Source organism: Amycolatopsis sp. NBC_00355 (assembly GCF_036104975.1).
GTDB lineage: Bacteria > Actinomycetota > Actinomycetes > Mycobacteriales > Pseudonocardiaceae > Amycolatopsis.
On the sequence record NZ_CP107982.1, the window covers coordinates 7,948,673 to 7,960,707 of the forward strand.

At 69.8% G+C, this 12,035-nt stretch carries 12 protein-coding genes; 9 read left to right on the forward strand and 3 right to left on the reverse strand.

The genetic code is table 11. The features are described from left to right. Positions 1-6 precede the first annotated feature (6 nt). From OHS18_RS36630 to nudC, 3 genes are read left to right on the forward strand one after another with little or no spacing between them, the layout of a single operon-like run. Entirely contained in the window at positions 7-1,299 is a 1,293-nt protein-coding gene (locus OHS18_RS36630) for a M16 family metallopeptidase (protein ID WP_328444756.1), read from the forward strand. Beyond that, positions 1,296-2,687 carry a M16 family metallopeptidase gene (locus OHS18_RS36635; RefSeq protein ID WP_328444754.1) on the forward strand — a complete coding sequence of 464 codons (1,392 nt, stop codon included), beginning with the start codon at positions 1,296-1,298 and terminating at the stop codon, positions 2,685-2,687. Before OHS18_RS36630 ends, OHS18_RS36635 begins: the two co-directional genes overlap by 4 nt. Next, complete coding sequence (gene nudC, locus OHS18_RS36640; protein ID WP_328613847.1) at positions 2,687-3,706, forward strand: NAD(+) diphosphatase; 1,020 nt, start codon at positions 2,687-2,689, stop codon at positions 3,704-3,706. Before OHS18_RS36635 ends, nudC begins: the two co-directional genes overlap by 1 nt. Positions 3,707-3,834: 128 nt before the next feature. Here nudC and OHS18_RS36645 read toward each other — a convergent pair whose 3' ends face one another. After that, a complete protein-coding gene (locus OHS18_RS36645; RefSeq protein ID WP_328613848.1) occupies positions 3,835-4,155 on the reverse strand; it encodes a hypothetical protein in 321 nt (106 codons plus the stop codon). Between the two features lie 251 nt (positions 4,156-4,406). Here OHS18_RS36645 and OHS18_RS36650 point away from each other — a divergent pair, with 251 nt between their 5' ends. The 6 genes from OHS18_RS36650 to OHS18_RS36675 are packed head-to-tail and all read left to right on the forward strand — an operon-like array spanning position 4,407 to position 11,130. Continuing rightward, positions 4,407-5,642 carry an ROK family transcriptional regulator gene (locus tag OHS18_RS36650; protein ID WP_328459072.1) on the forward strand — a complete coding sequence of 412 codons (1,236 nt, stop codon included), beginning with the start codon at positions 4,407-4,409 and terminating at the stop codon, positions 5,640-5,642. A 23-nt stretch (positions 5,643-5,665) separates the two neighbouring features. Beyond that, positions 5,666-7,027, forward strand: a complete 1,362-nt coding sequence (locus tag OHS18_RS36655) for an extracellular solute-binding protein (protein WP_328613849.1) — start codon at positions 5,666-5,668, stop codon at positions 7,025-7,027. Continuing rightward, on the forward strand, positions 7,024-8,016 hold the full coding sequence (locus OHS18_RS36660) for a carbohydrate ABC transporter permease (RefSeq protein ID WP_328613850.1): 993 nt from the start codon (positions 7,024-7,026) through the stop codon (positions 8,014-8,016). The genes OHS18_RS36655 and OHS18_RS36660 overlap by 4 nt, the downstream gene beginning before the upstream one ends. Next, a complete protein-coding gene (locus OHS18_RS36665) occupies positions 8,013-8,903 on the forward strand; it encodes a carbohydrate ABC transporter permease (RefSeq protein WP_328613851.1) in 891 nt (296 codons plus the stop codon). Before OHS18_RS36660 ends, OHS18_RS36665 begins: the two co-directional genes overlap by 4 nt. After that, entirely contained in the window at positions 8,900-10,165 is a 1,266-nt protein-coding gene (locus tag OHS18_RS36670; RefSeq protein ID WP_328444742.1) for a 6-phospho-beta-glucosidase, read from the forward strand. Before OHS18_RS36665 ends, OHS18_RS36670 begins: the two co-directional genes overlap by 4 nt. Next, on the forward strand, positions 10,162-11,130 hold the full coding sequence (locus OHS18_RS36675) for an N-acetylglucosamine kinase (protein WP_328613852.1): 969 nt from the start codon (positions 10,162-10,164) through the stop codon (positions 11,128-11,130). Before OHS18_RS36670 ends, OHS18_RS36675 begins: the two co-directional genes overlap by 4 nt. A 51-nt stretch (positions 11,131-11,181) precedes the next feature. On the opposite strand, the gene OHS18_RS36680 is transcribed toward OHS18_RS36675, so the two are convergent. Then, positions 11,182-11,688: an SRPBCC domain-containing protein gene (locus OHS18_RS36680; protein WP_328613853.1), complete on the reverse strand. Its 507-nt coding sequence runs from the start codon at positions 11,686-11,688 to the stop codon at positions 11,182-11,184. Beyond that, a complete protein-coding gene (locus tag OHS18_RS36685) occupies positions 11,685-12,008 on the reverse strand; it encodes an ArsR/SmtB family transcription factor (RefSeq protein ID WP_328444738.1) in 324 nt (107 codons plus the stop codon). The genes OHS18_RS36680 and OHS18_RS36685 overlap by 4 nt, the downstream gene beginning before the upstream one ends. Between the last annotated feature and the right edge of the window lie 27 nt (positions 12,009-12,035).

Sequence of the window (12,035 nt, forward strand, 5' to 3'; positions counted from 1 at the left end):
GGGGCCATGGCCGATCCCGAGCTCGTCCGATACACCCTAGACAACGGTTTGCGCGTGGTCCTCGCACCCGACGCGACCGCGCCGGTGGTCGGCGTCAGCGTGCACTACGACGTGGGTTTCCGCTCCGAGCCGGAGGGGCGCACCGGTTTCGCGCACCTCTTCGAGCACCTGATGTTCCAGGGCTCCGAGAGCTTGGAGAAACTCGCCCACTTCCGGCACGTCCAATCCAGCGGCGGCACCTTCAACGGGTCCACCCATCCGGACTACACCGACTACTTCGAGGTGCTGCCGAGCGCCGCGCTGGAACGCGCGCTGTTCCTCGAAGCCGACCGGATGCGCGCGCCGAAGCTGACCGCCGAGAACCTGGCGAACCAGATCGACGTCGTCAAGGAGGAAATCCGGCTCAACGTGCTGAACCGGCCCTACGGCGGGTTCCCGTGGATCACCCTGCCGCCGGTCCTGTACTCGACGTTCCCCAACGCGCACAACGGCTACGGCGGCTTCGAGGACCTCGAGAGCGCCACCGTCGAGGACTGCGCCGCGTTCTTCGACACCTACTACTCGCCGGCCAACGCCGTGCTCACCGTGGCGGGTGACTTCGAGGTCGCCAACGCCAAGGACCTGATCGAGCAGCACTTCGGCGACGTCCCGCACCGGCCGGCGCCGCAGCGGCCGTCGTTCGCCGAGCCGCTGCCGACCAGCGAGCTGCAGGGCGAGACGATCGACCCGCACGCCCCGCTGCCCGCGCTCGCCGTCGGCTACCGGATGCCGGACCCGATCAACGACGTCGGCGGTTACCTCGCCTACCTCGTGCTCGCCGGTGTGCTGACCGACGGCGACGGCTCCCGGCTGCAGCAGCGGCTGGTGCACAAGGAGCCCCTGGTCGTCGACATCGGCGCCGGCGCCGGGCTGTTCGGCCCGTTCGAGGCGCGCGACCCGGACACGTTCACCATCACCCTGATCCACCCGCACGAGGTGCCGCGCGAGCGCGTGCTCGCGGCGCTGGACGACGAGCTCGAGAAGATCGCCGAGAACCCGCCGGACGAGCAGGAACTGCGCAAGGTCACCGCGCGCTGGGCCGCGAGCCTGCACTCCGAGCACGACCGCCTGGTGTCCCGGACCCTCGCGCTCGGCTCGTTCGAACTGCTCTACGGCGACGCCTCGCTGGTCTACCAGCTCGCCGACCGGATGTCCGCCGTCACCTCGGAAGCCGTTTCGGCGGCGGCGAAGGCGCTGCGCCCCGACGCGCGCGCCGTCCTGGTGGTCAAGCCCGCTTCGGAAGGGACCGACGAGCAGTGAGCTCCCCCACGACTTCTGCAACGCACCGCAGCGCCGAGGAGATCGGCCGCACCGAGCGGGGGCCGCGCCCGCTGCCCCCGCTCGGCGAGCAGCGCACAGCCGCCGACCTGTCCCATGTGGACACCACGCTGGCCAACGGCCTGCGCGTCGTGGCCGTGCGCAAGGCGACCGTGCCGATGGTCGAGGCCCGGCTGTGGATCCCGTTCGCGGGTGACGACAAGCTGCACCCTGCGGTCGCCGAGGTGCTCGCCGAGACCATCCTCACCGGCACCGCGCGACGCAACCGCATCGAGATCGACGCCGAGCTGGCGCTGATCGGCGGCGACATCGGCTGCGGCGTCGACCCGGAACGCCTGGTGTTGACCGGTTCCGCGCTCGCCGACAAGCTGCCGACGTTCCTCGACGTGCTCGGCGACGTCCTCACCGGCGCGACCTACGCCGACGAGGAGATCGCCCGCGAGAAGGAGCGGCTGGTCGAGCGGATCGCCGTCTCCCGCACCCAGCCGCGCACGATCGCCCGCGAAGCACTGCAGAAACACCGCTACGGCGACCACCCGGCCACCCGCGAGGTGCCGCAGGCCGAGGACGTCGCCGTCGTGACGCCCGAGCAGGTCCGCGCGCTGCACCAGGCGTCCGTGCAGGCCCGCGGTTCGGTGCTGGTGCTGGTCGGCGACATCGACCCCACCGCGGTGATCGGCGACCTGGAGAAGGTGCTCGGCGCCTGGGCGTCGGACCGCTCGGCCGTGCGGCTGCCGGCGTTGCCGGACCTGACCGGCCCGAGCGTGCTGCTGGTGCCGCGCGCCGGCGCCGTCCAGTCGCAGATCCGGCTGTCCGCGCAGACCGTGCCGCGCACGGACCCGGGGTACGCGGCGCTGCAGCTGGCGAACCTGGCCTACGGCGGGTACTTCTCGTCGCGGCTGGTCGAGAACATCCGCGAGAACAAGGGGTACACCTACTCCGCGCACTCCGGGTTCGAGTTCACCGACGGCACCGCGGTGGTCAACGTCGACGCGGACACCGCGACCGACGCGACCGCCCCGGCGCTGCTGGAGACCCGCTACGAGCTGGGCCGTCTCGGCCAGGTCCCGCCGGCGGGCGACGAGCTGGAGTCGGTGCGGCAGTACGCGATCGGCTCGCTGCTGACCTCGACGTCGTCGCAGTCCGGCCTGGCCGGCCAGGTGCTGGCGCTGGCCTCGACCGGGCTGGGCCTGGAGTGGCTCAACGAGCACCCGGCGCGGGTCGCCGCCGTGACCGCCGAAGAGGTGGCCGATGCGGCGCTGAAGTTCTTCGCCCCCAAGCGGTTCACCGGCGTGGTCGTCGGCGACGCGGCGGTGCTGGAACGCAAGCTCCTCGCGCTGGGCGACGTCGTAGTGGGCGAGCCGGCCTGATGTCCGTCCCGTTCTCCCTCGGTGCCCTGCCGACCCTGTCCCGGTCCACTGTGGACCGTCAGGAAGGCTTGCGCACCAACCCTTCACGATTGCTGAACCGCTGGGCTGACGCCCGGGTCGTCCTGCTGGACGACACCGGGCGCACCCCGGTCCTCGAGGGTTCGTCGGTGCTGGCGTTCCGCAAGGCCGTCGACTTCGGTGCTTCGCCGCCCGCCGACGCGGTGTTCCTCGGCGAGTGGCAGGACACCGACTACTGGTCGCTGCCGGGCGGCCCGACGGGCGAAGCCGACACGGTGAAGATGGCCGGGAGCTGGGGCTTCGTCGAAGAGGTCCCGCGCGTCGACGGTGAGATCTGGGTCGAGCTGCGTGGGTACGGCGACCTGCTGGACGACACGTCGGCCGGGCTGTTCACGACGGCGCAGGCGTTGCGCAACTGGCGTCGCCAGGCCAAGTTCTGCACCCGCTGCGGAAATCCCACGGAGCTGATCCAGTTCGGCTGGGCGAGCAAGTGCACGAACGACGGCCGCGAGGAGTACCCGCGCACGGACCCGGCGGTGATCTGCCTGGTCCACTCGCTGGAGGGCACGAACGGCTCCCACGTGCTGCTGGCCCGCCAGCCGATCTGGCCGGCCGGGCGCTATTCGGTGCTGGCCGGGTTCGTCGAGGCGGGCGAGTCGCTGGAGGCGTGCGTGCTCCGCGAGATCCGCGAAGAGGTGGGCGCGTCGGTGTCGGACGTGCGGTACCTCGGCAGCCAGCCGTGGCCGTTCCCGCGGTCGATCATGCTGGGCTTCACCGCCCGGGCGGACCGCACGCTGCCGCTGGTCCCGGCGGACGGCGAGATCGAGGAAGCGCTGTGGGTGTCGCGCGCGGAGGTGCGGGCGGCGTTCGAGAACAGTTCGTTGCGGAACGAAGGCGCCAAGCCGACCCCGATCGCGGACGGCGCGGCGGAGATCCTCCTGCCGGGCAACTCGTCCATCGCCCGGGTCATGCTCAAGGCCTGGGCGGACGCGGAGGAGTAAGTCATACGCCCCAAGGCGGCCTTGGTTGCGTCCCACGCACCGAAGGCCGCCTTGGTTGCGTCTGACGCACCGAAGGCCACATTGGGGGCGCTTGGCCCGTCAGTCGCGCCCGGCCGCTCGGGAGGGCTTCAGCGCAAGTCGCCGAGTTCTGTCACCGTGCGAGTCGGCGTGCCGGTGAAGTCGGGGACCCCGCCGTAGGCCAGGCTCAGCGTCTCCAGCCGGTAGCTCCACTCGCTGCCGCACAGGCACGTCGCCAACTCGCCGATCGGGCGCAAGGCGAACCGCGACGCGAAACCGGTCGATTCGTCGACATTCACCCGGTGGACCTGCCCGCCCGCGTGGTCCGGTAGCGGGAACACCGTCGGCACCCGGTTGCGCCGGGCAGCCGCGGCGCCGCCCCTGGACCGCGTGGTCCAGGTGGTCCATACCTGCTGCGCGACGACGTCCACGAAACCAGCATCCCCGGCCGGGCAAGCCGCTTTCCGGTGACCCGCTGACCGGCGCAAACGTCGCCCCGCACACCCTCCAGCAGGGAAAACGCCGCCCGGCGCCGTGTCACACGCGCGACTTCAAGCGTTACCTGGCCGTTTCCCGGGCCCGTTGACGGCTGTGGCTCGGCTCACTACAGTCCCCGGAAACCGTCTGTAAAGTATCCTAATTAAGTCGGGAGCGACGACAAGTGCGAGCCGGTAGCCCGCGGATGCTGCGCGAGATCAACGATCGCGCCGCCATCGAGGTCCTCCTTCGGGAGGGCCCGCTGACGCGCGCCGAGCTCGAGCTCGCCATCGGGCTCTCCAAGCCCGCGACCGCGCAGCTCATCACCCGGCTCGAGCAGGACAACCTCGTCATCAAGGCCGGCGTGCGGGGTGGCGGACGCGGTCCGCGCGCCCAGCTCTGGTCGGCCAACGGCGGCCTCGCCCGGGTCGCCGCCGTGGACCTCACGCCGCACGTCGCGGACTTCGTCGTCGCCGACGTCGCCGGGACTATCCTCGCCGAGCACCAGGTCGCGCTGCCCGTCCACGAGGGCGCCGACGTCGTCGGGACCTTCGGCGAGGCCCTGAGCCACGTCGCCGAACAGGCCGGGATCACCCGCGAAGAGCTCGCCCACGTCGTCATCGGCGCACAGGGCGCCTTCGACCCGCGCACCGGCCTGCTCTCCTCCGCGCCGCACATCCCCGGCTGGCTCGGCTTCGACGTCCCGCAGAAGCTCAGCGACGAACTCGGCGTCGACGTCCTCATCGAGAACGACGTCAACCTCGTCGCCGTCGAGGAGATGAGCGCCGGCAAGGCGCAGGACGTCGACGACTTCGTGATGGTGTGGCTGTCCGAAGGTGTGGGCGGCGCGGTCGTCATCGGCCGCCGGCTGCTGCGCGGCGCCACCGGCGGCGGGGGCGAGATCGACTGGATGCGGGTGCCCGACCCGGCGACCGTCGACACCGGCGACGTCTGGCCCGAGGCCGGCGCCCGGTTCGGCAACCTCGTCGACTCGCCCGCCATCTGCCGTCTCGCCGCCGCGCACGGCATCACCGCGGACACCGCCTGGGACGCCGTCGAGAAGGCCGGCACGCAGCACCCCTTCCTGGACGACCTCGCGCGGCGCGTTGCCGGCGGCATCGCGAACCTCGTCGCGGTCGCCGACCCGCAGCTCGTGCTGCTCTGCGGGGACACCAGCCGCGCCGGTGGCGAGAACTTCGCCGCGCTGGTGCAGGACCGCCTGCACACGCTCGTCCTGCCGCGCACCCCGGTCGGCTGCGCTTCGGTGCAGGGCAACGCCGTCCGCGCGGGCGCGCTGCAGTCCGCGCTCGCCAAAACCCGTGAGGACGTCTTCGGCGTCGTCACCCCCACGCTCCTCGGGTCGCGCAGGCCCGCGGTCGGACCCTCGCCCGGTAAAGCGGCGGTCCCGAACACCCGTCCCGCCCCGTCCCCAACCGAGTAGCCCAACCGATGAGGAGGAGGGCCATGCGCCCTACCAACCGGACCCGCCGCGGCGCAGCGTTAATCGCCGTGGCCGCGGCGTCCGTCCTGCTGACCAGCGCCTGTTCCGGCGCCGCCGCGCCCAGTGGCGGCGGTGACGCGGCCGCCGCGCCCGGCAAGGACGACAAGATCACGATCACCGTCTACAGCAAGTTCACCGACCGCGAGTACGGCGTGGTCACCGCGGGCCTGAACAAGCTCAAGGCGAAGTACCCGAACATCGAGATCAAGCACGAGGGCAACCAGGACGACGACAAGCTGACGCAGTCGATCCGCGGTGGCAACCCGCCCGACGTCGCGATCTCGTTCTACACCGACAACCTCGGCGCCTGGTGCTCCAACGGCAGCTTCCAGGACCTGAAGCCCTACATCGACCGCGACAAGATCGACCTCAGCCAGATCCCCGACGCGGTCCGCAACTACACCGAGTACCAAGGCAAGCGTTGCGCGATGCCGATGCTCGCCGACGTCTACGGCTTCTACTACAACAAGGACATGTTCGCGGCGAAGGGCGTCACCTCGCCGCCGAAGACCACGGACGAGTTGCTCGAGGACGCCAAGAAGCTGACCGAGTACAACGCGGACGGCTCGATCAAGGTCGCCGGCTTCCTGCCGTCGATGCCGTTCTACGCCAACCAGGCCCAGTACTGGGCGCCGAACTTCGGCGCGCCGTTCATCGGCCCGGACGGCAAGTCGGACCTCGCCACCAACCCCGGCTGGAAGGCGATGTTCGAGTTCCAGAAGAAGCTGATCGACGCACTCGGTGGCCACGACAAGGTCGAGAAGTTCAAGGCCGGCCTCGGTGACGAGTACTCCGCCGACAACGGCTTCCAGAAGGGCAAGCTGGCGATGATCTACGACGGTGAGTTCCGCACCGCGTTCATCAAGGACCAGGCGCCGACCCTGAACTACGCCACCGCGCCCGCCCCGGTGCTCACCACCATGGCGGACAAGTACGGCAGTGCCTTCACCACCGGCACGATCATCGCGATCCCCAAGGGCGCCAAGAACCCCGGCGCCGCGTGGGAGCTGATCAAGCAGGCCACTCTGGACACCGACACCCTGGTGGACATGGCCAACGGCCTGAAGAACGTGCCCAGCACCAAGGCCTCGCTGACGTCGCCGCGCCTCGACCTGCAGCCGCAGTTCAAGACGTTCCTCGACATGTACGACAGCGGCAAGCTCGTGTCGAACCAGACCACCCCGATCGGTGACGCGCACCTCAAGGCGGTCAACGACTTCGCCGAGAAGTGGCAGGCCGGCTCGATCCCCGATCTGACCGAAGGCCTGAAGAAGGTGGACGCGCAGATCGACGACGAGCTGAAGCAAAAGGGCGCAGGCGGATGACCTCCACCATTGCTGCCAAGACCGACGGCTCCCCGTCCGCGCCTTCCCAGGCGCGGGCGGGGGCCCGCCGGGCCAAGCGCCGCCGGACCGCACTGTTCTTCATGGCCCCGGCGCTCATCGGGTTCCTGGTCTTCTTCGGTTACCCGCTGATCGCCACGGTCTACTACTCCTTCACCAAGTACGACCTGATCAACCCGCCGCAGTTCATCGGGTTCGGCAACTACGTCCGGATGTTCACGACCGAGCCGCTCGTCGGCGTCGCGGCGTACAACACGCTGTGGCTGGTGGTCATCCTGACGACGTGCCGGGTGCTGTTCTCCCTCGGCATCGCGTCGGTGATCTCCCGGCTGAAGTCGGGCGTCGGCCTGGTGCGGACCCTCTGCTACCTGCCGACGCTGGCCCCGCCCGCGGCGGCGACGCTGGCGTTCGTCTTCGTGTTCAACCCGGAATTCGGCCCGGTGAACCGGTTCCTGCGGCTCATCGGCATCGACGGCGGCCTGTGGTTCAACAGCCCGGCCATGTCGAAGCCCGCGCTGACGCTGCTCGCGCTGTGGGGCTCCGGCGAGCTGATGATCATCATCCTGGCCGCGCTGCTCGACGTCCCGACCGAGCAGTACGAGGCCGCCGAGCTCGACGGCGCCGGCTCGGTCCGGAAGTTCTGGCACGTCACGCTGCCGTCGATCTCGCCGGTCCTGCTGTTCGGCGTGGTCAACTCGATCATCTACGCGCTGCAGTTCTTCACCCAGGCGATCGTCGCGGCGTCCGCCTCGGCGGGCACAGCCGACGTCGCCGGCAACTCGAAGCTCATCGGCGCGCCCGAGAACTCGACGCTGACGTACCCGATCTGGCTGTACGTCCAGGGTTTCCGCTACTTCAACATGGGTTACGCGGCGGCGATGGCGGTGCTGCTGTTCATCGTCTCGGCGGGCTTCACGTGGATTCTCGTGCGGCAACTGCGTAAGTCCCAGCACCAGGAGGAGGGCGCATGACCGCGTTGGCGGAAGCGCCGCAGAAGCCGGCGGGGGTGCCGCCGCGGGTGCGGTTCAAGCGGAACTGGGACAAGCGGCTGTCGTGGATCGCGTTGCACGCGACCGGGATCGCGCTCGGCGTGATCTTCATGCTGCCGCTGCTGTTCGTCTTCCTCACCGCGGTGATGGCGGACGACCAGGCCATGACGGCGAGCCTGTGGCCGAGCGTGTGGCACTTCGAGAACTTCGTGACGGTGTTCAAGAAGGCGCCGCTGCTGGAGTACTTCGGCAACAGCCTGCTGTACTCGGGGCTGGCGACGATCGGCGCGCTGCTCTCGGCGATCCCGGCGGCCTACGCGCTGGCGAAACTGCGGTGGCGCGGGCAGAACCTGTTCTTCATGCTCACGGTGGCCGCGATGATGCTGCCGCCGCAGGTCACCGTCGTCCCGTTGTACGACCTGTGGGTGCGGCTCGGTCTCACCGGCACGCTCGTGCCGCTGATCACGCCGTACTTCTTCTTCGACGCGTTCTCGATCTTCCTGCTCCGGCAGTTCTTCCTCACCATTCCGAAGGACTACCTCGAAGCGGCGAAGATCGACGGCTGCAACGAGTTCCAGGCGATGTACCGGGTATTGATCCCGATGGCGAAGCCCGGAATCGCGGCCACCGCGATGTTCTGCTTCCTGTTCACCTGGAACGACTACTTCGGACCGCTGCTCTACACGGGCGAGGACCAGGACCACTGGCCACTGTCGCTGGCGATCGCGTCCTTCCGCGGCATGCACCACGTCGAGTGGAACATGACGATGGCGGCGACCGCGCTGATCATGGCGCCGGTGATTGTGCTGTTCATATTTGCGCAGAAGTCGTTCGTCAAGGGCATCACATTCACGGGAGTCAAGGGATGAAGCTGGCAGTCGTCGGTGGCGGGTCCACCTACACGCCGGAGCTGATCGACGGGATCGCCGGTCGCCGGTCCACTTTGGACGTCGACGAGATCGTGCTGGTCGACCCGGACGCCTACCGCGTCGAGGCCGTCGGCGGGTTCAGCCAGCGGCTGCTCTCGCACGCCGGCCACCCCGCGCGGGTCCGGACCACGCAGTCGCTGGAAGAGGGGGTCGACGGCGCGTCAGCGGTGCTGATCCAGCTGCGCGTCGGCGGCCAGCGGGCGCGGCGCTCCGACGAGACGTTCCCGCACGCCTGCGGCTGCGTCGGCCAGGAGACGACCGGCGCGGGCGGGCTCGCGAAGGCGCTGCGCACGGTGCCGGTGGTGCTCGACATCGCCGAGCGTGTCCGCAAGATCGCCGGCGACGACACGTGGATCGTCAACTTCACCAACCCGGTCGGCATCGTCACGCGCGCCCTGCTCAACGAGGGCCACCGCGCGGTCGGGCTGTGCAACGTCGCGATCAACCTGCAGCGGCAGTTCGGGAAGCTGCTGGGCGTCGGCGCGGACGACGTCAAACTCGTCCACACCGGACTGAACCATCTGAGCTGGGAGCGCGGCGCGCTCGTCGACGGCGTCGACCGGCTGCCGGAGCTGCTGGAGCAGCACCTGGACTACCTGTCCGATGAGGTCAGTGTGCCCCAGAAGTGGTTGCGGCGGATGAACGTCGTGCCGTCGTACTACCTGAAGTACTTCTACGCGCACGACGAGCAGGTCACCAAGCAGCGCACCGAGCGGCCGCGGGCGGACGTCGTCAGCGACGTCGAGGAGGAGCTGCTCAAGATCTACCTCGACCCGGAGGAGAACACGAAGCCGGAGTCGCTGGAGAAGCGCGGCGGCGCGTACTACTCCGAGGCCGCGGTGCAGTTGGTGCACGCGCTGACCGCGGGCGGTCCGGCCGAAGAGCACGTGGTGAACGTCCGCAACGACGGCACGTTCCCGTTCCTGCCCGACGACGCCGTCATCGAGGCGCGGTCCACTGTGGACTCGTCCGGCGCCACGCCGATCCCGCAGCTGCCGGTGGAGCCGCGGTTCTCCGGCCTCATCGCGGCGACGACGGCGTACGAGTTCCTCGCGCTGGAGGCGGCGGTGAAGGGTGGCCGCGACCGCGTCGCCGACGCGCTGCTGGCGCACCCGCTGGTCGGGCAGTACACGAAGGCCGACACGCTCGCCGATGCACTGGTGCAGATCAACCGCGAGTACCTGCCCTGGGCGCGCGGATGAAGCCAGCGATCATCGCGATCGACGGCGGCAACAGCAAAACCGAGGTCCTCGTGGTGTCCCGCGACGGCGTCGTGCTGGGAAAGTCGCGCGGTCCCGGAGCCTCCCCGCAGAACGTCGGCGTCGCGGCCTGCGTCGCGGCGCTGGAAGACCTGGTGCTGGCGGCTTTCCCGGGTTTCGGCGAGAAGCCGTTCGCGGTGCACACTTCGGCGTACCTGGCCGGGCTCGACTTCCCGCGGGAGGAGGAGGCGCTGCACGCGGCGCTCTCGGCCCGCGGGTGGAGTGACACGCTGACCGTCGGCAACGACACCCTCGCGCTGCTCCGGGCGGGCAGTGCGGGGGTCGGCGTGGCGGTGGTGTGCGGCGCCGGGATCAACGGCGCCGGCGTCGGCCCGGACGGGCGGGTGCACCGCTTTCCCGCGCTGGGCAAGATCTCCGGCGACTGGGGCGGCGGCTACCGGCTCGGCGAGGAGGCCCTGTGGTGGGCCGTGCGCGCCGAGGACGGCCGCGGCCCGCGAACCGAGCTGCAGGCGGCGGTGGCCGGCTTCTTCGGGAAGCCGACGCTGCTGGACGTCGTCCAGGGCCTGCACTTCGAAGAAATCCCGGCCGCCTCGATCCACGGGCTCTGCCCGCTGCTGTTCGAGGTGGCCGCGGCCGGCGACGAGGTGGCGTCGGACATCGTGACGCGGTTCGTCGAGGAGGTCAGCGTGTTCGCCGCGGTGATCCTCCGGAAGCTGGATCTCACCGGGGCCGCGCCGGAGATCGTCCTCGGCGGCGGTGTCCTGACCGGCGTCGGCGCGCCGGTGATCGCGGAGATCGAACGGCGCTGCCTGAAGGTGGCGCCGCGCGCGGTGGTCCGGGTCGTGGACGTCAACCCCGTGGTGGGGGCGGCCCTGTTCGGGCTGGACACACTGGACGCTCCGGCGTCCGCCAAGGCCGCGCTGAAGGCCGCGACCCAGCGCGTGTAGACCCCCGGTGGGCCGGCTCGAAGCGGCGCGAGCCGGCCTGCCGGGCCCTCGTCAGGCCGGCACGATGACGTCGCCGGTCTCCAGCAGGGTCTTGAGGTCGGAGAGGATCCAGGCCCAGCCCCCGCCCGCGGCTTGGCCGGGTCCGGCGTCGACGTCCTCGTGCTCCCCGCCGACCATCGCCCCGGTGGCGGGCGCGCCGGTGACGTCGTGGGTGACGGTGAGCCTGGTACCCGCGGTTTGCGTGGCCTCGATGTCGTAGGTGACGGTCGTGTAGGGCTCGTCCGCCATCGTCGGGTCCATCAGCAGTTTCCACGTGATGACGAGTCTGCGCGGCGGATCGGCTTCGAGGACCTCGCCGTCGATCAGGTCACCGGTGAAGCCCGCGTCGATGAAGGCCTGCGTCGGGTGGGTCCGGTGCTTGCCGCCTGCCTTCAGGTCGAAGTCGACGAGGCCGGTGTAGCCGTACTTCTGCGTCCATTCGGGCTTGGTGATGGCTTCCCAGATGCGCTCCGGGGTGGCCTTGATGTAGATCCGGTTGACCTGCACGGTGTTCGTCATGGCTCGTCGCCTTCCAGTTCGTGTTTGAGATCGAGCAGCGCGGTCACGTGGCGCTCGGTGTACTTGTCGATCCACCGGTCGTGGATCTGCCGGATCGGCACGGGGTTCAGGAAGTGCAGCTTTTCGCGCCCTTCCTTCCGCGCGACGACCAGTCCGGCCTCCTCGAGCAGTTTCAGGTGCTTCATGACGCCGAAGCGGCTCATGTCGACTTGCGTTTCGAGTTCGGTGAGCGTGCGCCCGTCGCGGTCGAAGAGCAGGTCGAGCAGGAACCGGCGGGTCGGATCCGCCAGCGCCTTGAACACCAGGTCGTCGTCGGGCACACCGGAAGAATAGGTGACCAAAAGGTC

Bases quoted from the DNA above. Each gene is read 5' to 3' on its own strand.
- OHS18_RS36670 (WP_328444742.1), top strand. From the start codon at position 8,900: ATGAAGCTGGCAGTCGTCGGTGGCGGGTCCACCTACACGCCGGAGCTG.
- OHS18_RS36665 (WP_328613851.1), top strand. From the start codon at position 8,013: ATGACCGCGTTGGCGGAAGCGCCGCAGAAGCCGGCGGGGGTGCCGCCG.
- OHS18_RS36630 (WP_328444756.1), top strand. From the start codon at position 7: ATGGCCGATCCCGAGCTCGTCCGATACACCCTAGACAACGGTTTGCGC.
- OHS18_RS36675 (WP_328613852.1), top strand. From the start codon at position 10,162: ATGAAGCCAGCGATCATCGCGATCGACGGCGGCAACAGCAAAACCGAG.
- OHS18_RS36660 (WP_328613850.1), top strand. From the start codon at position 7,024: ATGACCTCCACCATTGCTGCCAAGACCGACGGCTCCCCGTCCGCGCCT.
- OHS18_RS36680 (WP_328613853.1), bottom strand. From the start codon at position 11,688: ATGACGAACACCGTGCAGGTCAACCGGATCTACATCAAGGCCACCCCG.
- OHS18_RS36655 (WP_328613849.1), top strand. From the start codon at position 5,666: ATGCGCCCTACCAACCGGACCCGCCGCGGCGCAGCGTTAATCGCCGTG.
- nudC (WP_328613847.1), top strand. From the start codon at position 2,687: ATGTCCGTCCCGTTCTCCCTCGGTGCCCTGCCGACCCTGTCCCGGTCC.
- OHS18_RS36650 (WP_328459072.1), top strand. From the start codon at position 4,407: ATGCTGCGCGAGATCAACGATCGCGCCGCCATCGAGGTCCTCCTTCGG.